Genomic DNA, 21457 nt, shown 5'->3' on the forward strand with positions numbered 1-21457 from the left:
GTTTTTCCCACGCACGCCAACCCCGGACCAACCCCTGAGTGCCCGTCAAATAGCACATAATCGCGGCATGACCCTGAGCACCCGGCGCCAGGCCAAACGAGCCGCCCGCCGCGCGGCCCGCCGCGCCCTCCCCCGCTGGCGCCGGATCCTGCCCACCTGGCGGATCACCCTCGGCACCCTCGCCGCCGTGCTGCTCCTCGCCGTCGGCGCCTTCGCCGCGCTCTACGTCATCGTCCCGGTCCCCGACCCCAACGCCCACGCCGTCGCCCAGAACAACATCTACCTCTACGCCGACGGCACCACCGAGATCGCCCGCACCGGCGCCGTCAACCGCACCGACGTCACCATCGACCAGATCCCGCTGCAGACCCAGCACGCCGTCGTCTCCGCCGAGGACCGCACCTTCTACCGCAACCGCGGCATCGACCTGAAGGGCATGCTCCGGGCCGGCTGGAACACCCTCACCGGCAAGGGCATGCAGGGCGGCTCCACCATCACCCAGCAGTACGTCAAGAACTACTACCTGACGCAGGACAAGACCATCGAGCGCAAGGGCCGCGAACTCTTCATCGCCCTCAAGGTCGACCAGCAGCGCGACAAGCCGGACATCCTCGCCGGCTACCTCAACAGCAGCTACTTCGGCCGCGGCGCCTACGGCATCCAGAGCGCCGCCCACGCCTACTACGGCGTCGACGTCTCCGCCCTCACCCTCGCCCAGGGCGCCTACCTCGCCTCCCTCCTCCAGGCCCCCAGCAGCTACGACGTCAAGACCGCCACCCCCGCCAACCGCGAGAAAGCCATCGCCCGCTGGCACTACACCCTCGACGGCATGGTCCAACTCGGCTTCCTCACCAACGCCGAACGCGCCGCCACCACCTTCCCCGAACCGAACGACCCCCAGCCCGCCACCGGCCTCTCCGGCCAGGCCGGCTACCTCGTCGGCGTCGCCGACGACTACCTCGTCTCCGCCGGCATCATCGACACCGCCACCCTCAAGGCCGGCGGCTGGCGCATCACCACCACCTTCGACAAGCCCAAGCAGGACGCCTTCAGCAAGGCCGTCCAGGACGAGCTCACCGACGAACTCGACCCCCGGACCCGCCCCACCACCGACACCGACGTCCGGGTCGCCGGCGCCTCCGTCGAACCCGCCACCGGCCGCGTCGTCGCCGTCTACGGCGGCCCCGACTACGCCAAGCAGCCCTACAACGACGCCCTGCGCCAGGACAACCAGATCGGCTCCACCTTCAAACCCATCGACCTCGCCGCCGGCCTCATCGCCCAACACACCCTCGACGGAACGCGGATCACCCCCGACACCCGCTACGACGGCACCAGCGAACGCCCCGTCACCGGTGGTCCCACCCCCTACGCGCCGCCCAACGAGGACGACATCGACTACGGCGACATCACCCTGCGCTACGCCATGGTGAAGTCCGTCAACTCCGTGTACGCCCAGGAAGGCGTCGACGCCGGCCTCACCCGCGTCCGCGACACCGCCGTCAAACTCGGCATCCCCGACAACGTCCGCGGCATGGACCCGGCCAACACCTCGATGACCCTCGGCACCGCCACCCCCAGCGCCATCGACCTGGCCGGCGCCTACGCCACCCTCGCCAACCACGGCCAGGCGAACGCCCCGTGGTCCGTCCTCAAACTCGAACGCGTCCACACCGGCGGCGCCGTCGACGTCCCCAAGATGCCCGACCACACCCCCGTCGACGCCATCGACCGCTCCTACGCCGACGCCGTCACCGACGTCCTGCGCGACGTCGTCAGCCCCCGCGGCACCGGCGCCGCCGCCCTCGACCTCGGCCGCCCCGCCGCCGGCAAGACCGGCACCACCGACTCCAACCTCTCCGCCTGGTTCGCCGGCTACACCCCCGAACTCACCACCACCGTCGGCCTGTTCCGCGAGAACCCGAAGACCCACGCCAAGGAACCGCTGACCGGCACCGCCGGACTCACCCGGATCAACGGCGGCGCCTTCCCCACGCAGATCTGGACCGCCTACATGGCCGCCGCCCTCAACGGCACCGCCACCCAGCAGTTCGACCTGCAGACCGACCGCGACACCCCCGCCCCCAGCTACAGCCCGAGCAGCAGCGCCACCAGCACCCCCAGGCCAACCGCCACCACGCCCACCACCACCGCCGCCGAGGAACCCCCCACCAGCGCACCCGCACCCGCGCCCGACACCCCCACCCGCGCCCCCAGCGCGCCGGCCCCCACCGGCGACCCCGCCCCCGGCCCGACCGCCCCCAGCCCGCCGGCACCCCAGCCCACCCCCACCCAGGAGCAGCCCAGCCCCACCGCCCGACCCACCCACACCCGGCCCACCCACCCGACCGGCACACCCACCACCCCCGCCGCCACCAACCCCCCGGCGGCGTCCGCGACACCACCGGCCCACGAGGTACCGGCCCAGTGAGGTACCGGCTCAGTGAGCTACCGCGCCACCAACTCCCGCTCCAGCGGCGTCCGGAACCGCGGCGTCACCCGCACCTCCCCCAACCAGCCCGCCAACCGCGCCGCCTCCCCCGCGATCGCCGCCTCGGCCTCCGCCCCGACATCACCGAACAGCCGCCACACCACCTCGCCGTCCGGACGCTGCGCCCAACCGCCCACCACCCGGCCGCACCACCACACCGTCGGCCCGGCATTGCCCGCCCGGTCGAACAGCGCCGGCACGTCCTCCGGCCGCAGGTACCAGTCCCGCCCCCGCCAGCCCATCACCACCGGATCCAGCGCCGGCAGCAGCGCCGCCCACGGCTCCGGCTCCGCCACCGGCCCGGCGTCCCCCGGCAGCACCAGCGCCGCCACCCCGCCCGCCAGCTCCACGTCCTCGGCGCCCACGTCCGCCACCGCCCTGCGGGTGTCCCCGAGCGTCCAGCCCGTCCACCACTTCACGTCCTCGACGGTCGCCGGGCCGTACGCGGCCAGCCAGCGCCGCACCACCTCCGCCTTCGCCTCCCGCACCGGCACCTCCGGCCACTGCGGCACCGGCGCCCACGGATAGACGCTGCTCAGCCACGACCCGCGCGGACGGCCCCGCCGCACGTGCCCGTCCGCGGCCAGCAGCCGCAGCAGCCGACTGCCCACGCTCTGCCTGTTCTCGTACGACTTGCCCGCCGACCTCAGCATCGTCTCGCGCAACTCCGGTACGTCGTCGCCGAGTTCCTTCGTCGTCGCCTCGCCGCGCCGGGCCAGGGCGGCCAGCACGGCGCGCTCCGCCCCGGCCAGCCGCGGCTCGTCCCAGCCCTCCGCGTGGTCCCGCAGGTGCTTGAGCAGCGTCGCCCGCTCCTTCGCGGCGATCGCGCGCGCCGTCGACGAGCTCACGTACGGCGCGAAGCCCTCCGTCACCGCGAAGATCGTCCGCCGCATCGACAGCAGCTTCACCAGCGTGACGTCCTCGTAGAGCGCCCGCTCCACCTCCGCCGCCGACGGCTCGGCCAGCCGCGCGCACGCCGACAGGTACACCGTCGCGGCGTCCGAGGCGTGCAGCCCCACCACCGCGTCCGCCACCTGCTCCACCCGCGCCGCCCGCGCCGAGGGCGCCAGCAACTGCCGCCGCCCCACCCGGGCCCGCCGCTCACCCTCGCCGATCACCGGCACCCGCCTCGTCATGCCCGGACCCTAGCGCCCGCCACCGACAGTTCAGAGGTCCAAAGGTTCGGAGGTGTTCGGAGGTTTCAGAGATAGAGGCCGGTCGAGCCCTCCGTGTCGCCGAAGCGGGTCGCCGCCACCGCGTGCAGGTCGCGCTCGCGCAGCAGCACGTAGGTCGCGCCGCGGACCTCGACCTCCAGCTTGTCCTCCGGGTCGTAGAGCACCCGGTCACCCGGCTCCACCGAGCGCACGCTCTGGCCCACGGCCACAGCTTCCGCCCACGTGCACCTTTTACTGAGCTCCGCGGTCGCGGGAATGAGGATGCCGCCGGTCGAGCGGCGCTCGCCCTCGCCGCCCTCGATCCGCACCAGCACGCGGTCGTGCAGCATCCTGATCGGCAGCTTCTCGCCCAGCCGGTCGTGCCGCGACGCCTCGTACTCGGGTGCGGCGGAGGCGGGCTGCGGGGTCGGTTCGTCGTTCGTACTCACGATCCCGAAGGTACCGCCCCCGGGCGCGGAGCGTGACGCTGGGCCGGTGTGCGGAGGGCCGCCGGGCACACCGAAGGCCGGGCGCCTCCCGCGCCCGGCCCCTCGCATCGCACCCGCTCAGCCCTTGCGACGCCTCCGGACGGAGGCCACCAGCAGCACCACGCCCACGCCGACCAGCGCGGCCGGGACGATCCGCTCCCTGCGCGGCTGCCCCTTCTCGTCCACGAACTGCGCCCGCACCTTCTCCACCACGCCGTTGGCCGCCACGTACGCCCGGCCGGCCTTCTCCTCGACGGCCGCCACCGCCTTCGCCTTCACCTGGGCGCTGATCGTGCTCGGGTGGACGCGCACGGCCAGCTCGTCCAGGGTGTCCGCCAGCTGGGTGCGGGTCCGGGCGATGTCCGCCTCGATCTGGGCGGTCGTCCGCGCCGACTTGTCCTTCGTGCTCGCCTCGCCCACTCGGGCCACCCCATTCACTTACTGATGTTGTCCTGTGCGACTGACCCAGTCTGTCAGCTGCCGAGCACGGCCGCGCGGCCCCACCCACCATCGGGGGTAAGTTTGCCGTGGTACGACCGCCCGCCCCGCACGCACCAGGAGAGTCAACCCGTGAGTGAGCGTCTCCAGCCCGGCGACACCGCGCCCGCCTTCAGCCTGCCCGACGCCGACGGCAAGCAGGTGTCCCTCGCCGACCACCTGGGCCGCAAGGTCATCGTCTACTTCTACCCGGCCGCGCTCACGCCCGGCTGCACCAAGCAGGCCTGCGACTTCACCGACAACCTGGAGGTGTTCGCGGGCGCCGGCTACGACGTCATCGGCGTCTCGCCGGACAAGCCGGAGAAGCTCGGCAAGTTCCGCGAGGCCGAGGACCTCAAGGTCACCCTGGTGTCCGACCCCGACCACAAGGTGCTGGAGGCCTACGGCGCCTTCGGGGAGAAGCAGAACTACGGCCGCACCTACGTCGGTGTGATCCGCTCCACCGTGATCGTGGACGAGCAGGGCAAGGTCGAGCGCGCCCTCTACAACGTCAAGGCCACCGGGCACGTCGCCAAGCTGCTGCGCGACCTCAAGGTCGAGACCGCCTGAGACTCCGGCCCTGAGACCCTGACCACGCAGCGGTGGCGGCACACCCCCCGACCGGGTGCACCGCCACCGCCGTCTCTCACCTCAGGGCGGCGTCAGCACGCCCCGAGGTTGCTCCAGACACCCCACGCGCCGCTGGCCGCGGGGTCGTCGCCCTTGGTCCACCACTTGTTCTGGTAGTAGTGGCCCTTCCACGACACCTTGGTGGTGGTCGCGTAGGCGGTGCCCGCGTCCCAGCTCGGGGCGGCCGTGCAGGCGCCCGAGGTCGGGGTGGCGGTCGCGGTGGCCGTGGCCGTGGCGGTCGGTGAGGCCGTCGCGGTCGCGGTCGGTGAGGCCGTCGGAGAAGCCGTCGCGGTCGCGGTAGGCGTGGGGGTCGGCGTCGGGGTCGGGGTCGGTGTGCCGCCGCCCACCGTGCCCCGGGTCAGGTCGCCCTTGAGCCCGTACAGCGTCCCGTTCACGTTGACCGTCCAGTTCGACGGGGTCGAGACCGGCAGGTAGTAGACGAAGTCCAGGTCCGCCGAGGCGCCCGGCGCCAGCGACTGCCAGCCCGGCAGCTTGACCGACACCCGGTTGTAGGTGCCCTTCAGACCGCCCACGTTGCCCGGACCGGGGTTGTCCTGCCGGATGACCTGGAGGCCGAAGCCGGACTGGTCCTTGGCGTTGCCCGGAGCCGAGTTGCCGTAGTCGAACTGGAACTCGGTGCCGCCCGGCAGGGTCGTCGTCGAGTTGTTGACGATGTGGATCTTCGGGTTGATCGGGTAGTTCGAGTCGCCCAGCGCGAAGTTGGTGAACGACACGTCGATCGGCAGGGTCTGCTGCGGCAACGTGATCGTCGAACGGGTCGCGCCGTACGGCGTGGCCGCCTTGAACTTGTCGTACATCAGCGAGGTCAGCGTCGAGCCCGGCACGTACTCACCCTTGCCGCCGTTGGCGGCCGCGTCCCACGTGTAGTCGCCCGCGAGCTCCCAGATCATCGCGCCGCCGGCGCCCTGGTCGACGATGTAGTCCGCCTTGGCGCCCACCGACTGCTCGTCCTCGGTGGAGAGGAACACCTTCTTGGCGTCGTTCCACAGCCACGGCGCCACCAGGGCGCTGCTGTAGTTGCGGGCGTAGGTGCCCTGCAGCGCGGTGTCGCTCACGCCGTACTTGGCCAGGTAGTCGGGCAGGATGCCCTTCTCCAGGTTCTTCGCGTGCCACATCGGGTTCGACCCGGCCGGGGACTCCTTGCCCGCGTCGTCCTTGTCGTTCCAGATGTTGTCGATGCCGACCGCGCCGTCACCGCAGGAGGTCAGGCCGGAGCCGACCGGGCAGGTGGTCGCCGCGGCCGTGCCCCAGAGGCCGTTGGTGCCGCCGGTGACGTTCTTGAAGCCGCGGGTGTAGTACGGCAGGCCGACGTTGATCCGGCCGCCCGGCATCGCGCCGCGGAAGTAGTGGTACGACCAGTCGGCGTTCAGGTAGCCGATGCCGCCGTACTGGCCGGTGCCGTACACGTTGGCCGCCGCCAGCTCGCCGTCCTTGCCGTCGTCGAACAGCGAGGCGTTCGGGCCGACGTACTTGTTCCAGGCGCCGTGCAGGTCGTACGACATGATGTTGACGTAGTCCAGGTACTGCGCCACCTGGAAGGTCTCCATGCCGCGCAGCAGGTAGCCGGACGACGGGGCCGCGACCGACAGCAGGTAGTGCCTGCCGTCGGCGGCGCCGGCCCGGTCCAGGTTCTCGCGCAGCGTCTTCATCAGCGCCGCGTAACCCTTCGCCAGCGAACCGCGCTTGGAGTTGGCGAGCTGCCAGTCCAGCGGGTTGCCGGCGTCCTTCATCGAGGTCGGGTACTCGTAGTCGATGTCGACGCCGTTGAAACCGTACTTGCGGATGAAGTCGACGGACGAGGCCGCGAAGGTGTCGATGCCGGCCTGGTTGACGCTGCCGTCCGGGTTGACGGTCATCGAGTAGAAGCCGCCGGTGTTGACGCGCTTGCCGTCGTCCCCGAAGTAGCCGCCGGTCTCGGTCCAACCGCCCACCGAGATCAGGGTCTTGACGTTCGGGTACTGCTTCTTGAACTTCGTCAGCAGGTTGAAGTGGCCCTTGTAGGGCAGCGTCGGGTCCAACTCGGCGCCGGGCACGCCCGGGAAGGAGATGCCGGTGGCCTCGCTGGTCGGGCCGTCGGTGCCGACCGAGAGCTTGTTGTCGCCGCCGACGTGGCCGAACGCGTAGTTCAGATGGGTGACCTTGTCCCAGGGGATGTCGTTCACCAGGTAGGGCTGGTCGCCGTTCTTGCCGGTGCGCCAGCCGGTGAAGTAGCCGATGATGCGGCGCTGGTGGTCCGCGCCCATCTTCTCGCGGCCGCCGGTGTCGTAGACGGAGCAGTACGGGACGTCCACCCCGGGCGTCTGGTACAGGCCGTCGGGGCGACAGGCCCCGTTGTCGACGGTCGCGGACGCCTGCGAGGGCGCCGCGCCCAGCGTCGCCAGCAGCAGGCCGGCCAGGCCGGCCGCCGCCAGCGAGGCCACGCCCGCCCGGGCGGCCGGGCTCTTGCGGCGGTGGGCGGCGGTGGGACGCCGCGGCGCCGTGCTTCGGATCAACACTCGGTCCTCCGGGAGAGAGTGTCGGCGCGTGCCTGTGGGGGAGCACGCACGTGGGGGATTGCAATTGGCGCCGAAGCTATGTGGTCTGAACCACATAGGTCAATAGGTCTGTACCAATTGGTCATCAAGCCCAAAACCCCGCCGGTCACCCCGCCGACGACAACAAGTCACCCCCTGGCCGAAACCCCGCCACCCGTCACCGAATCCCCCACCGCTCGTTGCCCCATCCGGGAGAGGGGCGAACGACTGCCCCGAGGGGGAACACCCGTGTTGGTCAAGTACACCCGCGACCTGCTCGCAGCGGCCGCCGCATCCGCAGCCTCACTGGAGGAGATGCTGATCTCGCTCGGTCGAGAGCCGAACAACTACAACCGCTCGTACCTACGCCAGAGGATCAAGGCGTACGGCATCGACGCGTCGCACTTTCCGGCGCCCGGAACCGTCTACACGAAGGAGCTACTACAGGAAGCCGTCGCCGCCTCGCGCAGCGTGGCCGGCGTGGTCCGCTACCTCGACCGACGCCAGGCCGGCGGCACCCAGGCGCACATCGGGCGACGCATCAAGGCCCTCGGTATTGATACGTCTCACTTCACCGGCCAAGCGCACAACCGCGGCAAGACCTCGCCCCGGCGGCTACCCCCGGAGGAGGTTCTCGTCCAACGCCCCTGGGAGGCCAAGCGGATTCCCGGTTCGCGGATCCGCCAGGCCCTCTCCGAGCTCGGCCGACCCGAGCGGTGCGAAGGCTGCGGCACCGGGCCGGAATGGCAGGGACGTCCACTCACTCTGGAGGTCGACCACATCAACGGCGACTGGTCGGACAACCGGCCGGGCAACCTCCGGCTGCTCTGCCCGAACTGCCACGCCGTCACTCCGACGTACTGTCGGCGGAAGAAGAGCAACCTCCGTGCTCCGTGACGACGGAAACGAAGGTGCCAGCCGTTCCACGGGACCAGTAACATGATGGCCAGCAGGACAAGCGGCCGTGGCGCAGTGGCGACGCAGACGGTTTAGGTCCGTTGGCCCGTGAGGGCTTGAGGGTTCGAATCCCTTCGGCCGCACCGAGTAGGCCTTCAAATCGAAGGGCCCGACCGGATAGAGGAATTCCGGTCGGGCCCTTCGACCTTCCCTCAGCCCAGGAGGTCCTTCACCACCGGGGCCAGGGCGCGGAAGGCGTGGCCGCGGTGGCTGATGGCGTTCTTCTCGGCGGGGGCGAGTTCGGCGCAGGTGCGGGTCTCGCCGAGGGGCTGGAGGATCGGGTCGTAGCCGAAGCCGCCGTCGCCGGAGGGGGCGGTGCGCAGGGTGCCGAGGAGACGGCCCTCGACGACGCGCTCGGTGCCGTCGGGGAGGGCGAGGGCGGCGGCGCAGAAGAAGTGGGCGCCGCGGTGCGGGTCGGCGATGTCGGAGAGCTGGGCGAGCAGCAGGTCGAGGTTGGCGCGGTCGTCACCGTGCTTGCCGGCCCAGCGGGCGGAGAAGATGCCGGGGGCGCCGTTGAGGACGTCGACGCAGAGGCCGGAGTCGTCGGCGACGGCGGGCAGGCCGGTGGCGCGGGCGAGGGCGTGGGCCTTGAGGAGGGCGTTCTCGGCGAAGGTGACGCCGGTCTCGGGGACGTCCGGGATCTCGGGGTAGGCGTCGGCACCGACGAGTTCGACGTCCAGGCCGGCCTCGCCGAGGATGGCGCGGAGTTCGGCGACCTTGTGCTGGTTACGGGTGGCGAGGATCAATCGGGTGGACATATCGCCCACCCTATCCGGAGCCGTCCGGGCGTCAGCCGGTGCAGACCGAGGTGAGGTTGCCGGCCGCGTCGCCGAGCGGCTTGAGGTCGGGGACCTCCTTCTTGTCGACGGCCTGCTGGACCTTGTCGGCCTGCTTCTGCAGGTCGGCGACGGCCTTGGCGACGTCGGTGTTCTTGGAGTTCCTGCCGACCTGGTCGAGGTCGTTCTTCAGCTTCTGCAGCGCCTTCCCGGCGGCCGCCGAGTCGTTGCTCGCGTTGCCGTAGGCGCTGGTGACGTCGGCGAGGTCGCCGGTGATCTTGACCGCCGTGTTCCCGCAGTCGATCGCCTTCTGCGCCGCGGAGCAACTGACCATGCTGAGTGGGAGGATCGCGATCAGGCCGGCCACGGCGAGAGCGGCGGGACGGGCGATGCTCGACGGCATCCGGACCTCCTGTGGGGCGCGCGGGTTCCGTGGGACGGGACGCGCGCCGGGGGGTGCGCGGTTCCCGCAGCAGGGGTGCTGCGGGAACCGTACGGGTTCGGGGCCCGGCCTGTACAGCAGCGCGTACACCCGGTTCCACGGCACCGTGGGCCGAACGGGTTCAGCCCTCCAGGGCCTTGCGCTGGATCTCGTCGAGCTCGGCGCAGCCGAGGGTGCCGAGGTCGAGCAGCCGGTCGAGCAGGGCGCGGTCGAAGGGGGCGCCTTCGGCGGTGCCCTGGACCTCGACGAAGCGGCCGTCGGAGGTGCAGACGATGTTCATGTCGGTCTCGGCGCGGACGTCCTCCTCGTACTGGAGGTCGAGCATCGGGGCGCCGTCGATGATGCCGACGCTGACCGCGCTGACGCCGCCGGTGATGGGCTGGCCCTTGGCGCGCAGGAGCTTCTTGTCGCGGGCCCAGGCGACGGCGTCGGCGAGGGCGACGTAGGCGCCGGTGATGGCGGCGGTGCGGGTGCCGCCGTCGGCCTGGAGGACGTCGCAGTCGAGGACGATGGTGTTCTCGGCGAGGGCGCGGTGGTCGACGACGGCGCGCAGCGAGCGGCCGATGAGCCGGCTGATCTCGTGGGTGCGGCCGCCGATGCGGCCCTTGACGGCCTCGCGGTCGCCGCGGGTGTTGGTGGCGCGCGGGAGCATGGAGTACTCGGCGGTGACCCAGCCTTCGCCGCTGCCCTTGCGCCAGCGGGGGACGCCCTCGGTGACGCTGGCGGTGCACAGCACCTTGGTGTCGCCGTAGGAGATGAGGACGGATCCTTCGGCGTGCTTGCTCCAGCCCCGTTCGATGGTGATGGGGCGGAGCTGGTCGGGGGTGCGGCCGTCGATGCGTGACATAGGCACTGAGCGTAGTCGCTCGGGGTGGGTGTCCCGGCTGCGGCTCGGGCGGTCGCGGTACGCCTCGGCCCGCCGTTCCCCGGTGGGGCGGCGGGCCGTGGGGTGGGGTGAGCCCGGTGGCTCAGCTCACATCATGTCCTCGATGTCGGCGGCGATCGGGTCGGCGTCGGTGCCGATGACGACCTGGATCGCGGTGCCCATCTTGACGACGCCGTGGGCGCCGGCGGCCTTGAGGGCGGCCTCGTCGACCAGGGCGGCGTCCTTGACCTCGGTGCGCAGGCGGGTGATGCAGCCCTCGACCTCTTCGATGTTGTCGATCCCGCCCAGACCGGCGACGATCTTCTCAGCCTTGCTGGCCATCTGATTTTCTCCCTCTGTCTCGGCCCGCCGGCCGCTCTGCCGGGTGCCGTCCTGCGCTGTGCTGGGGTGTCCGCCGGCCGGTGGCCGGCGAGGTCGGGTGCCGGTGCTGACGCGGGTTCAGCTGCGGTCGTGCTGCCGGGCAGCGCGACAAGCATGACCCGCTCCGGTCCGATCTGCCACGTTAGTCCACTTTTGGCCCAGTCCGGCGCGCACGGTCCCGACCGTCGCCAGAGGATGACGATCAGCGGGGTTCGCGCCCGGCGTGCGGCCTGCGTCCCAAAGTGGTCTACACCAATATATGTGTACCCCGATGAACGCGGAAAGGACCCCGGGTGTTCCAGGGCCCTGCCCGAGGGTCTCGCGAGGGGCCACCGGCCGGCAACCGCTCCCGGAGGGCGACGGATGAGTTCGGCAGGCGCCACGGCCCCGCAGAAAGTGTGGTGGCACTCCTTCTACGGCGGCCTCCAGAAGATGGGACGCTCGCTCCAGCTTCCGGTGGCGGTGCTGCCCGCGGCCGGCATCCTCAACCGGCTCGGCCAGCCCGACGTCTTCGGCAAGGACGGCCTCGGCTGGACCGACGTCGCGAAGGTCTTCGCCTCGGCGGGCGGCGCGCTGCTCGACTCCTCGTTCGGCCTGCCGATGCTGTTCTGCGTCGGCGTCGCGATCGGCATGGCGAAGAAGGCGGACGGTTCGACGGCGCTGGCCGCCGTAGTGGGCTTCCTGGTGTACTACAAGGTCCTGCACGCCTTCCCCGAGAGCTGCAAGGCCGGGACGGTCCTGGTCCAGGACGCGTGGACCGGCCAGTGCGTGGACTACGGCTCGGCCAAGGCGGCGGCCGCGACGTACCAGAACCCGGGCGTGCTGGGCGGCATCGTCATCGGCCTGCTGTCGGCCTGGCTCTGGGGCCGGTTCCACCGCACCAAGCTGGTCGACTGGCTGGGCTTCTTCAACGGCCGCCGCCTGGTGCCGATGATCACCGCCGTGGTGGGCCTGGCCGTCGCCTGCGTCGCGCTCGGGGTCTGGCCGCCGATCGGCCGCGGGCTCAACGACTTCAGCCAGACCCTGGCCGACCTGGGCGCGGGCGGCGCCGGCATCTTCGGCCTGTTCAACCGCGCACTGCTGCTGATCGGCATGCACCAGCTGCTGAACACCTTCGTCTGGTTCCAGTTCGGCGAGTTCATCAAGCCGGACGGCACCATCGTGCACGGCGACATCCCGCGCTTCCTGGCGGGCGACCCGACGGCCGGCCAGTTCCAGTCCGGATTCTTCCCGATCATGATGTTCGCGCTGCCGGCCGCCGGTCTGGCGATCGCGCACGCGGCGAAGCCGCACCGCCGCAAGGAGATCTACGGCCTGATGCTCTCGGTCGGCCTGACCTCCTTCGTGACGGGCGTCACCGAACCGCTGGAGTACTCCTTCGCCTACATCGCCCCGGCCCTGTACGGCGTGCACGCGGTGCTGACGGGCGTCTCGATGGCGGTGACCTGGGGGCTCGGGGTGCACGACGGCTTCAGCTTCTCGGCCGGCCTGATCGACTACGTGATCAACTGGGGGCTGGCCACCAAGCCGTGGCTGATCATCCCCATCGGGCTCTGCTTCGCCGTGGTGTACTACGCGCTCTTCCGGTTCATCATCATCAAATTCGACCTGAAAACACCGGGGCGGGAGGACGAGAGCGAGGTCGAGGACGTCACCAAGATCTGAAACCGAGCGTCATCCGGGATCACCCGCAATGGCCTCCGGACCCGTCGGCCCGGGGGCCTTCGGCATTTCCGGAAAGGACCAACGGCCCGACCTGAAAACAATTCCGATATCGACCGCGCGCATTCCCGGGCCGGGCCGCCCACCGGGCCGGGAGGGGTCATCGGCGCCGGAGCCGCCCGGCCCGGGCGGCTCCGGAGGGGGCGGGGCCGGGTGGCACCGGGGTGGGGGCGTGGCATCACCGGGGGTTTTACGACACCGCCGCTCCCGACCGCCCCGCACCGGTTCCCAAATGCCTTCTTCCAGGTTCCGGTCCGTTTTCCGATCCGCGCCCACCCCGATCGCGACGTTCGGCCCCGTCGGCCGCCACCGCTCCGATCGCTCGCGCCGTCCGCCCCGAGCGCCGCGAGGTCGCCCCGGGGGCGACGGCGGTCGCCCCCGCCGTCCGACCCGACTCCGCCCGGCCGAGGACCCCGCACCCCGCCCGTTCGCCCACCTCCGGACCCCGCCCCGGAGCCCGCCCCGGAGCCCGGTCCCGCGGCCTCGGGCGGGGCCGGGCCTTTTGTTGCGCAAATAGCCAAAATCCCAATCACGGCGGTAATCATGATCGCCGTTCCGCACCTAGGTTTCGATTTCATAGCACTTCCCGGCGGTGGCCCTTTCCGGGGTTCCCCCCCTTCTCCACCCGTGCTACAAAACTGGTCTACACCACACGTGGTGTAGACCAGTTCGCGGTTCGGCCCCCTGTGCCCCTCCCCCGACCGCCATGCCGTTAGGAAGCCCACCCCATGAGTCAGTCAGCGCAGGCACCGGCGCCCGCCACGGCTCCGGCCACGCCAAGCCCCGCCAAGAAGTTCGGCCAGAACCTCCTGCAGGGCCTGCAGAAGATCGGCCGCAGCCTCCAGCTGCCCATCGCCGTGCTCCCCGCCGCCGGTCTGCTGATGCGCCTCGGCCAGGACGACGTGTTCGGCAAGGACGGCCTCGGCTGGGACAAGGTCGCCGCGGTGTTCAACACCGCCGGCAGTGGGGTCTTCGACAACCTCCCGCTGCTGTTCGCGGTGGGCATCGCGATCGGCTTCGCCAAGAAGGCGGACGGCTCCACCGCCCTCGCCGCCCTGGTCGGCTTCCTGGTCTACAAGAACGTGCTGACCGCGTTCCCGATCACCGAGGGCCACATCGCCGACGGCAAGTGGGTCGCCCCGACCTACCAGAACCCGGGCGTGCTCGGCGGCATCGTGATCGGTCTGCTGGCCGCCGTGCTGTGGCAGAAGTACCACCGCACCAAGCTGGTCGACTGGCTCGGCTTCTTCAACGGCCGCCGTCTGGTGCCGATCCTGATGGCCTTCGTCGGCACCGCCGTCGGCGTGGTGTTCGCCCTGGCCTGGGGCCCGGTCGGCGACGCCATCAAGAGCCTGAACGACACCCTGATCGGTGCCGGCGCGCTCGGCGCGGGCGCCTTCGGCCTGGTCAACCGCGGTCTGCTGCCGGTCGGCATGCACCAGTTCGTGAACTCCTACGCCTGGTTCCAGACCGGTGACTTCACCAAGGCCGACGGCACGGTCGTGCACGGCGACATCCCGCGCTTCTTCGCCGGCGACCCGACCGCCGGCCAGTTCATGTCGGGCTTCTTCCCGATCATGATGTTCGCGCTGCCCGCCGCCGCGCTGGCGATCGCCCACGCCGCCAAGCCGCACCGCCGCAAGGCCGTCCTCGGCATGATGATGTCGCTGGCCCTGACCTCCTTCGTCACCGGTGTCACCGAGCCGATCGAGTTCGCCTTCGTCTTCATCGCACCGGCCCTGTACGTCATCCACGCGGTGCTCACCGCCGTCTCGATGGCCGTCACCTGGGCGCTCGGCGTGCACGACGGCTTCACCTTCTCGGCCGGCCTGATCGACTACGCGCTGGCCTGGAGCAAGGCCACCGACCCGTGGATGATCATCCCGATCGGCCTGGTCTTCGCCGCGCTGTACTACTTCCTCTTCCGCTTCGCGATCACCAAGTTCAACCTCAAGACCCCCGGTCGCGAGGACGACGACGAGATCGAGGACGTGACCAAGGCCTGAGGCCCCGCCCGTCCGCACACCACGACCCCGCCCCGCCGCTGCTCCCCCAGCGGCGGGGCGGGGTCGTCGCGTATCCCGATCCGGGGCGGGGCCGTCATGCGTCCCGATCCAGGTCGGTGGGGACAGCGGTTGCGGCGGGAACGGCGGTTGACGAACCGGCGGGGGCACTGGTCAACTGAAGCGGTGAACGCCTCGTGCCCGCTGGTGACCCGCAGCCACATCGACTTCGGTCGCGTGTGGTCCGCGGCGTGTCGCGGCTGAACCGACCGTTCCCCCCGCCGCCGCCCGGCTGACGTCCCGCCCGGCGCCGCTCCTCCCCTCCCGCCCGCGCGGGCCCCGCCCGCCTCCGGGCCGTCACCGCGCACCCGCGCGCGGCCGCACGCACCCGCACACCCCTGTGCGCGTCCGCCGGCGTCGCCCGCACGCGTCCGCACGAGGAAAGTCAGGCCCCTCCATGCCCCGCCCACTGCACCTCTCCGCCGCCCTGGACAGCCCCGGCCACGTCGACGCCGGGCACTACGCCGCCCTCGCCCGCCTCGCCGAACGGGCCGCCCTCGACTTCGTCACCCTCGACGACTCCTTCACCCCCGAACCGCGCCGCCCCGACGCCCTCGCCACCCTCGCCCGGATCGCCCCGCTGACCGAGCGGGTCGGGCTGGTGCCCACCGTCACCACCACCCACACCGAGCCGTTCCACACCTCGATCTCGGTCAACACCCTGGACTGGGTGAGCCGGGGCCGGGCCGGCTGGCTGGTCGGCGTCTCCGCGACCGAGGCCGAGGCGAAGGCCTTCGGCCGCCGCCCGACCGCCCCCGCCGACGCGCTCTGGGCCGAGGCGGCCGACGCCGCCGAGGTCGCCGCCCGGCTCTGGGACAGCTGGGAGGACGACGCGGAGATCCGCGACGCCGCCACCGGGCGGTTCATCGACCGCGACAAGCTGCACTACATCGACTTCGAGGGCGCGCACTTCTCCGTCCGCGGCCCGTCCATCACCCCGCGCCCGCCGCAGGGCCGCCCGGTCGTCGCGGTGCCGGTGACCGCCGCCGACCTCGCCCCGGACGCCTCCCCCGGCGGGCGGGCCCGGGTCTCGACGGCGATCCGGTACGCGGACGTCGTGCTGCTCGACGCCCCCGACCACACCGCCCGGCTGACCGCCGCCACCGAACTGCGGCTGCGCGCCGGGGAGCACCTGCGCATCCTCGCCCGGACCGAGGCCGCCCTGCCCGACGCCGCCGCCGTCGAGCGCCTGCTCGCCGAGCTCGCCGCCACCGGCGCCGGGGTCGACGGCTTCCACCTCGTCCCCGCCGACCCGGGACGCGACCTGGCCGCACTCGCCGAGCGGGTCGTCCCGATCCTGCGTGCCAGGGGGCTGTTCCGCGCCGGGTACGCCGGCCGCACCCTGCGCGACCACCTCGGCCTGGCCCGCCCGGCCAGCCGCTACGCCGCCGGCCCCGCCGCCGCCACCGACTCCGCCGGCCCCGCCGCTCTCGCCGAGGTGACCCGATGACGGACCGCCCGCTCAAGCAGATCCACCTCGCCGCGCACTTCCCGGGCGTCAACAACACCACGGTGTGGAGCGACCCGGCCTCCGGCAGCCACATCGAGTTCGACTCCTTCCGCCACCTCGCCGAAACCGCCGAGCGCGGGAAGTTCGACTTCTTCTTCCTCGCCGAGGGCCTGCGGCTGCGCGAGAACAAGGGCCGCATCCACGACCTGGACGTGGTCGGCCGCCCCGAGTCGATCACCGTGCTGAACGCGCTGGCCGCCGTCACCACCCGCCTCGGGCTGGCCGCCACCGTCAACGCCACCTTCAACGAGCCGTACGAACTGGCCCGCCGCTTCGCCTCGTTGGACCACCTCTCCGGCGGACGCGCGGCCTGGAACGTGGTCACCTCCTCGGACGCCTTCACCGGGGAGAACTTCCGCCGCGGCGGCTACCTCGACCGCGCCGACCGCTACACCCGGGCCGCCGAATTCGTCCAGTTGGCACGGGAGTTCTGGGACGGCGGCGAGGAGACCGTCCGGCACCAGGGCCCGCAGTTCGACGTCGAGGGCCGGCTCTCGCTGCCCCGCCCACCCCAGGGCCACCCGGTGGTCATCCAGGCCGGGGACTCCGACGAGGGCCGGGAGTTCGCCGCCGCGACCGCCGACGTCGTCTTCAGCCGGCACTCCACCCTCGCCGACGGCCAGGCCTTCCACGCGGACGTCAAACGCCGGCTCGCCGCGTACGGCCGCAAGCCGGACGAGCTGAAGATCATGCCCGGCGTCACCTTCACCCTCGGCGACACCGACGCCGAGGCCGCCGAACTCGCCGCCGAGACCCGCCGGGCCCAGGTCGGGGCGCCGACCGCGATCGCCTTCCTGGAACAGGTCTGGGGCATCGATCTGTCCGACCACGACCCGGACGGCCCGCTGCCCGCCGTCGACCCCGACCCCGGCAGCGCCCTGGCCCAGGGCCGGGTCCGGATCGGCGACCCGCTGGCCATCGCCGCCAAGTGGCGGACACTGGCGACCGAGAAGAAGCTCACCAGCCGTGAGCTGGTCATCGAGGTGACCGGCCGACAGTCCTTCATCGGCTCCCCCGCGACGGTCGCCGAGCAGATCGACTTCTTCGTGCAGAACGACGCGGCGGACGGCTTCATCCTCGTCCCCCACCTGACCCCGGGCGGCCTCGACACCTTCGTCGACCGCGTGGTGCCGCTGCTCCAGGAACGCGGGGTGTTCCGCACCGACTACAGCGGGACGACCCTGCGCGAGCACCTCGGCCTCCCGCTCCCCGGCCGGCGCTGACACCAGCCGGCGCCCAGAGCTTGTCTCACAACTCGCGCGCGGCGGGAATTGTGAGCGGCGGTGCCCGGTCGGGGGCTTCCGATCGGCGAGACGGCTCCGCACGGAGTCCATGGCTCGGGACGGCGTTTCCGCTCCCGGTCATGGCCGGTTCCGGTCGTCCCCGGCGGGCTGACCTGCGGCGCGGCGGCCCGCAGGATGGCGGCATGGCTCCTCCCGAAGCTTCGACGATCTGGTTGGACGGCGCCCTGGTGCCCTGGCACGAGGCCCGGGTGCACGTCCTCACGCACGGCCTGCACCACGGCACGGGGGGTACTGGAGGGCACCCGGGTGTTCGCCACCGCGGACGGTCCGGCGGTGTTCCGACTGTCCGAGCACCTGCGCCGACTGGACCGCAGCACCCGCATGATCCGGATGGAACTCCCGTACGGCACGGACGACTTGGCCAAGGCGACGGTGGACCTGGTGCGCGCCGACAGCCACCGGGCCCGCTATCTGCGGCACTTCGCGTTCCCGGGCTACGGCTCGGTGGGCGAGTGCACCGGGGAGAACGTGTTCGCCGCCCGCGACGGGGTGCTGCGCACGCCGCCGACCAGCGCGGGAGCCCTGGAGGGCATCACCCAGGACACCGTGCTGACGCTGGCCCGCGGCCTCGGTCTGCCGGTCCGGGTGGAGGGCCTGCTGCGCTCGGACCTGTACGCGGCGGACGAGCTGTTCGTCTGCGGGACGGCGGCCGGGGTCGTCCCGGTCCGCTCGCTCGACGACCGCGAGCTGCCGACGGCCCCCGGCCCGGTCACCACCCGCCTGCGCGAGGCGTACGAGGCCGCGGTCTCGGGCGCCGACCCGCGCTACCGGCACTGGTTGACCCCGGTGGGTTGAGCGGGTGCCCGCTCCGCCCGGGCGGGGCGGAGCGGGCGGTGGTCGCCGGGTGTCAGACGGAGCGGCGGCGGCGCCGGAGCAGGACGAACGTGGCGGTGCCGGCGCCGAGCAGCATCGCGGAAGCGCCCGCGATGACGCCGGTGCGGTCCCGGTCCGCGCCCGTGCCGGCCAGCCGGTCGGCCGGAGCCGGAGCGGCCCCGGTGCCGGACGGGGCGGGTGCGGCAGCGGTCGGCGTGGCCGTCACGCTCGGCGCCGCAGCGGGGGCGGGCGGGGTCGCCGGGGCGGTGGTGACGTCGGCGGCCGGCTTCGGCGCGTGGGCGGGCGCCGGGTTCTTCGCCTTCGGCCCGGCCGGGGCGGCGTCGGTGCCGGCGGTACCGGTGCCGGCCGGGGCCTGCGGTCCGGCGTCCACCGCGATCTGCACGTTCGCGGGGTCCGAGCACGTGGTGGTGCCGCGGAAGGGCTGGTCGAGCCCTTCGTTGACGAAGACGCAGGGATTCAGCCGGGTCATGCCCGCCGGCATGTCGGCGGGGTAGCTCACCCGTACCCGCCTGGTCGTCGTGCTGTCGGGCCCGACCGAGGAGTCCCGGCCGCCCAGGTGGAAGCCCACTATTCCTTCGTCCGCCGCTCCCGGGGACACCGGGGTGAGCGCGGTCCAGCCACCGTCGGCGCCGCGCATCTCCAGCTTGGCGCGCTTGTCCGTGAAGAGCACGTTGCCGACGTTGACGTAGGCCGACGGGGTCGGGTTCTTCAGCACCGCGTCGAACTCGATCGGCGCACCGCCCGCGATGGCCATCCGCGGCACTCCGGCGATGCCGTTGGAGATCGTGCCCACCGCGATCCGATGGGTGTCCTGAACCGGCGGGTCGACCGGGTGGTCCAGCCGCCATCCCTTGACCTCCGAACGGAGCGTGAGGACCGGGCCGACGCCCCCGTTGCTCGCACCGTCGTGCGGCGTGCCCATGGGCGCGCCGAGGCGCAGGTGGACGTCCGCTCCGCCCGGCATGACGAGGATCTTCCCGGCCTGGGCCGTGTAGACGATCCGGTCCTCCTCGGTACGCTGCTCCAGCGGCAGGTCCTCCCAGTTGCCGCCGGCGAAGTCGTTGCGGTACGCGAGGCTGAGCGCGTGCTGCGGCGCCCCGATGCCGGTCTCGACCGCCAGTTCCAGTACGACGGCGAAGCCCTGGTCCCCCGGGTTGGCGATGGTCTCGGTGAACTCGACCGGCTCGCCCGCGGCGCCGATCATCGCCGGCGCGTGGACGGTGAGGCTCAGCGGCCCGGCGTCGGCGAACGCCGGGGCTGCGGTGACGGTACCGCCGGCGACGAGCCCGGCGGTGAGGACGAGGGCCGGAACAACGCCCCGGACCTGGCGCAGGGCACGGTTGATCTGTCGCATGGGAATCCCCCCTGGATTTCCTCCCGGGTCGGCGAGGCCGAGGCCGGGCAGCACGAAGTAAGCCTGGTGACTGGTGTGATGGCGGCCGCGCCCGACGGGCCGGCCGGTCGAGCGGCTCCCCTCGCCGCTCACTCACATAGACGTGCGGGGGCCGGGAAGGTTGCAGGTGGTGCCAAGAGCTTTTCCGGAACCTCGCCCGGCACCTCGGAAATGACCGCCGACCAGGTCAGATCAGGTACACCGCGCCGGCCCGGGCGACCTCGACGGGGCCGGCGTAGACGGCGGCGGCGTCGCGGCGGTTGTGTTCGGCGTCGGTCCACGGCGGGATGTGGGTGAGGACGAGCCTGCGGACTCGGGCGGCGGCGGCGTGCTCGCCGGCCTCCCGGCCGTTGAGGTGGACGGCCTGGTAGGTGTCCCGGCCGTCGATGTAGGCGGCCTCGCAGAGGAACAGGTCGGCGTCGCGGGCGAGTTCGACGAGTTCGGCGCTCTCACCGGTGTCGCCGGAGTAGACCAGCGCGCGACCGCCGTGTTCGAGCCGGAAGGCGAAGGCGTCGACGGGGTGGTTGACCTGGGCGACCTCGATCCGGAACGGGCCGAGGTCGAAGGCGCCGGGGGTGAGGGTGTGGAAGTCGAAGACCTCCTTCATCCCCGGGTTCTCCGGCATGTCGTAGGCGCGGGCGAGCCGTTCGGCGGTGCCGTCCGGGCCGTAGACGGGCATCGGGTCGGGGCAGCCCTCGGCGCGGTAGTTGCGGGCGACCCAGTAGGCGCACATGTCGATGCAGTGGTCGGCGTGCAGGTGGCTGAGCAGGACGGCGTCGACCTCGTAGAGGCTGACGTACTTCTGCAGGGCGCCGAGGGCGCCGTTGCCGAGGTCGAGCACGACGCGGTAGCCGTCGGCCTCGACGAGGTAGCTGGAGCAGGGGGAGTCGGCGGACGGGAAGCTCCCCGAGCACCCCACCACGGTCAGTTTCATCCGAGCCCCTCCGCCCCGACACGTCCTGGCTGCTGCTGGAAAACGGCAGGCCGGGCCGGTCGACCGGCCAGTAGCACTGCTTCGCGTGTCGAGAGTAAGGGCGGAGCGGCACTTTGCCCCCGTCCCCGTGCCGGGCTGTGGCTGGAATCACCAGAACGCCGGGGCGGGGGCGGGGCGTCGGTTCGGGTGCCGCCGGGTCAGCGGTGGCGGGGCCGGTTGCGGGCCCAGGCCCTGATCGTGCCGGGGTACCAGCGGGGGTGACCGCTGCCGTCGACGACGTCCGGCTCGGGCAGTAGCCCGTGCCGCCGGTAGTTGCGGACGGTCTCGGCCTGGACGTTGATGTGGCGGGCGATCTCGGCGTAGGACCACAGGTCGGTGCTGCGGCTCACGGGTGACCTCCGGGGGTGTGGGGGCGTTCGCGAGCAGCCTTTCCGGGCACCGGTGGTCACTCCGCCACGGAACGGACTCCGTGGTCATTCCGTGACGAACTGGGAGCAGGGTA

General features: G+C 72.0%; 18 protein-coding genes, 1 tRNA gene and 1 pseudogene. 9 read left to right on the forward strand and 11 right to left on the reverse strand.

Annotated features, from left to right (window positions below; genetic code table 11):
• The first annotated feature begins 67 nt into the window (after positions 1 to 67).
• Entirely contained in the window at positions 68 to 2431 is a 2364-nt protein-coding gene (locus P3T27_RS19015; RefSeq protein WP_280679998.1) for a transglycosylase domain-containing protein, read from the forward strand.
• 17 nt (positions 2432 to 2448) lie between these two features.
• Here P3T27_RS19015 and P3T27_RS19020 read toward each other — a convergent pair whose 3' ends face one another.
• The 3 genes from P3T27_RS19020 to P3T27_RS19030 form a co-directional block, all read right to left on the reverse strand.
• Positions 2449 to 3627, reverse strand: a complete 1179-nt coding sequence (locus tag P3T27_RS19020; protein ID WP_280680000.1) for a winged helix DNA-binding domain-containing protein — start codon at positions 3625 to 3627, stop codon at positions 2449 to 2451.
• 65 nt (positions 3628 to 3692) lie between these two features.
• Positions 3693 to 3995 carry a co-chaperone GroES gene (locus tag P3T27_RS19025; RefSeq protein ID WP_049655715.1) on the reverse strand — a complete coding sequence of 101 codons (303 nt, stop codon included), beginning with the start codon at positions 3993 to 3995 and terminating at the stop codon, positions 3693 to 3695.
• Between the two features lie 216 nt (positions 3996 to 4211).
• Positions 4212 to 4553, reverse strand: coding sequence for a DUF3618 domain-containing protein (locus P3T27_RS19030; RefSeq protein WP_280680002.1), 342 nt, complete (start codon positions 4551 to 4553; stop codon positions 4212 to 4214).
• A gap of 150 nt (positions 4554 to 4703) precedes the next feature.
• On the opposite strand from P3T27_RS19030, the gene bcp reads away from it, so the two are divergent.
• Positions 4704 to 5180: a thioredoxin-dependent thiol peroxidase gene (bcp, locus tag P3T27_RS19035; RefSeq protein WP_280680004.1), complete on the forward strand. Its 477-nt coding sequence runs from the start codon at positions 4704 to 4706 to the stop codon at positions 5178 to 5180.
• Between the two features lie 92 nt (positions 5181 to 5272).
• Here the strand turns inward: bcp and P3T27_RS19040 are convergent, their stop codons facing one another.
• Positions 5273 to 7681 (reverse strand): chitinase C-terminal domain-containing protein, encoded by a 2409-nt coding sequence (locus P3T27_RS19040; protein WP_280680182.1) that lies wholly within the window; start codon positions 7679 to 7681, stop codon positions 5273 to 5275.
• A 342-nt stretch (positions 7682 to 8023) separates the two neighbouring features.
• Here P3T27_RS19040 and P3T27_RS19045 point away from each other — a divergent pair, with 342 nt between their 5' ends.
• Together P3T27_RS19045 and P3T27_RS19050 are read left to right on the forward strand one after the other, a co-directional pair.
• Positions 8024 to 8671, forward strand: coding sequence for an HNH endonuclease signature motif containing protein (locus P3T27_RS19045; protein ID WP_280680006.1), 648 nt, complete (start codon positions 8024 to 8026; stop codon positions 8669 to 8671).
• Positions 8672 to 8732: 61 nt separating this feature from the next.
• Positions 8733 to 8814: transfer RNA gene (locus P3T27_RS19050), tRNA-Leu, on the forward strand.
• Positions 8815 to 8883: 69 nt separating this feature from the next.
• Here the strand turns inward: P3T27_RS19050 and rdgB are convergent.
• From rdgB to P3T27_RS19070, 4 genes and pseudogenes are all read right to left on the reverse strand, one after another.
• Positions 8884 to 9489 carry an RdgB/HAM1 family non-canonical purine NTP pyrophosphatase gene (gene rdgB, locus P3T27_RS19055; protein ID WP_280680008.1) on the reverse strand — a complete coding sequence of 202 codons (606 nt, stop codon included), beginning with the start codon at positions 9487 to 9489 and terminating at the stop codon, positions 8884 to 8886.
• Positions 9490 to 9520: 31 nt separating this feature from the next.
• On the reverse strand, positions 9521 to 9910 hold the full coding sequence (locus tag P3T27_RS19060; RefSeq protein ID WP_280680010.1) for a hypothetical protein: 390 nt from the start codon (positions 9908 to 9910) through the stop codon (positions 9521 to 9523).
• A 160-nt stretch (positions 9911 to 10070) separates the two neighbouring features.
• The gene (gene rph, locus P3T27_RS19065) at positions 10071 to 10796 is read right to left on the reverse strand and encodes a ribonuclease PH (protein ID WP_280680012.1); all 726 of its coding nucleotides are present in this window, start codon (positions 10794 to 10796) and stop codon (positions 10071 to 10073) included.
• A gap of 126 nt (positions 10797 to 10922) precedes the next feature.
• Positions 10923 to 11171 (reverse strand): annotated as a pseudogene (locus tag P3T27_RS19070) (PTS glucose/sucrose transporter subunit IIB); the annotation flags it as partial.
• Between the two features lie 387 nt (positions 11172 to 11558).
• Between P3T27_RS19070 and P3T27_RS19075 the strand changes: the two are divergent.
• The 5 genes from P3T27_RS19075 (at position 11559) to P3T27_RS19095 (ending at position 18589) form a co-directional block, all read left to right on the forward strand.
• Positions 11559 to 12860 (forward strand): PTS transporter subunit EIIC, encoded by a 1302-nt coding sequence (locus P3T27_RS19075; protein ID WP_280680014.1) that lies wholly within the window; start codon positions 11559 to 11561, stop codon positions 12858 to 12860.
• 785 nt (positions 12861 to 13645) lie between these two features.
• A complete protein-coding gene (locus P3T27_RS19080) occupies positions 13646 to 14923 on the forward strand; it encodes a PTS transporter subunit EIIC (RefSeq protein WP_280680016.1) in 1278 nt (425 codons plus the stop codon).
• A 454-nt stretch (positions 14924 to 15377) separates the two neighbouring features.
• Positions 15378 to 16430, forward strand: a complete 1053-nt coding sequence (locus tag P3T27_RS19085) for an LLM class flavin-dependent oxidoreductase (protein WP_280680018.1) — start codon at positions 15378 to 15380, stop codon at positions 16428 to 16430.
• A complete protein-coding gene (locus P3T27_RS19090; protein WP_280680020.1) occupies positions 16427 to 17713 on the forward strand; it encodes an LLM class flavin-dependent oxidoreductase in 1287 nt (428 codons plus the stop codon). Before P3T27_RS19085 ends, P3T27_RS19090 begins: the two co-directional genes overlap by 4 nt.
• A 327-nt stretch (positions 17714 to 18040) precedes the next feature.
• Complete coding sequence (locus tag P3T27_RS19095) at positions 18041 to 18589, forward strand: aminotransferase class IV (protein ID WP_280680022.1); 549 nt, start codon at positions 18041 to 18043, stop codon at positions 18587 to 18589.
• Positions 18590 to 18641: 52 nt separating this feature from the next.
• Here the strand turns inward: P3T27_RS19095 and P3T27_RS19100 are convergent, their stop codons facing one another.
• The 3 genes from P3T27_RS19100 to P3T27_RS19110 form a co-directional block, all read right to left on the reverse strand.
• Entirely contained in the window at positions 18642 to 19982 is a 1341-nt protein-coding gene (locus P3T27_RS19100; RefSeq protein ID WP_280680024.1) for a hypothetical protein, read from the reverse strand.
• 226 nt (positions 19983 to 20208) lie between these two features.
• On the reverse strand, positions 20209 to 20955 hold the full coding sequence (locus tag P3T27_RS19105) for an MBL fold metallo-hydrolase (protein WP_280680026.1): 747 nt from the start codon (positions 20953 to 20955) through the stop codon (positions 20209 to 20211).
• 197 nt (positions 20956 to 21152) lie between these two features.
• A complete protein-coding gene (locus tag P3T27_RS19110) occupies positions 21153 to 21344 on the reverse strand; it encodes a MerR family transcriptional regulator (protein ID WP_280680028.1) in 192 nt (63 codons plus the stop codon).
• Between the last annotated feature and the right edge of the window lie 113 nt (positions 21345 to 21457).

It is taken from the genome of Kitasatospora sp. MAA19, from assembly GCF_029894125.1.
Lineage (GTDB): Bacteria > Actinomycetota > Actinomycetes > Streptomycetales > Streptomycetaceae > Kitasatospora.

Excerpts from the sequence above, each read along its gene's own strand:
- P3T27_RS19015 (WP_280679998.1), top strand. The coding sequence starts at position 68 with ATGACCCTGAGCACCCGGCGCCAGGCCAAACGAGCCGCCCGCCGCGCG.
- P3T27_RS19020 (WP_280680000.1), bottom strand. The coding sequence starts at position 3,627 with ATGACGAGGCGGGTGCCGGTGATCGGCGAGGGTGAGCGGCGGGCCCGG.
- P3T27_RS19025 (WP_049655715.1), bottom strand. The coding sequence starts at position 3,995 with ATGCTGCACGACCGCGTGCTGGTGCGGATCGAGGGCGGCGAGGGCGAG.
- rdgB (WP_280680008.1), bottom strand. The coding sequence starts at position 9,489 with ATGTCCACCCGATTGATCCTCGCCACCCGTAACCAGCACAAGGTCGCC.
- P3T27_RS19060 (WP_280680010.1), bottom strand. The coding sequence starts at position 9,910 with ATGCCGTCGAGCATCGCCCGTCCCGCCGCTCTCGCCGTGGCCGGCCTG.
- rph (WP_280680012.1), bottom strand. The coding sequence starts at position 10,796 with ATGTCACGCATCGACGGCCGCACCCCCGACCAGCTCCGCCCCATCACC.
- P3T27_RS19075 (WP_280680014.1), top strand. The coding sequence starts at position 11,559 with ATGAGTTCGGCAGGCGCCACGGCCCCGCAGAAAGTGTGGTGGCACTCC.
- P3T27_RS19080 (WP_280680016.1), top strand. The coding sequence starts at position 13,646 with ATGAGTCAGTCAGCGCAGGCACCGGCGCCCGCCACGGCTCCGGCCACG.
- P3T27_RS19085 (WP_280680018.1), top strand. The coding sequence starts at position 15,378 with ATGCCCCGCCCACTGCACCTCTCCGCCGCCCTGGACAGCCCCGGCCAC.
- P3T27_RS19090 (WP_280680020.1), top strand. The coding sequence starts at position 16,427 with ATGACGGACCGCCCGCTCAAGCAGATCCACCTCGCCGCGCACTTCCCG.
- P3T27_RS19100 (WP_280680024.1), bottom strand. The coding sequence starts at position 19,982 with ATGCGACAGATCAACCGTGCCCTGCGCCAGGTCCGGGGCGTTGTTCCG.
- P3T27_RS19105 (WP_280680026.1), bottom strand. The coding sequence starts at position 20,955 with ATGAAACTGACCGTGGTGGGGTGCTCGGGGAGCTTCCCGTCCGCCGAC.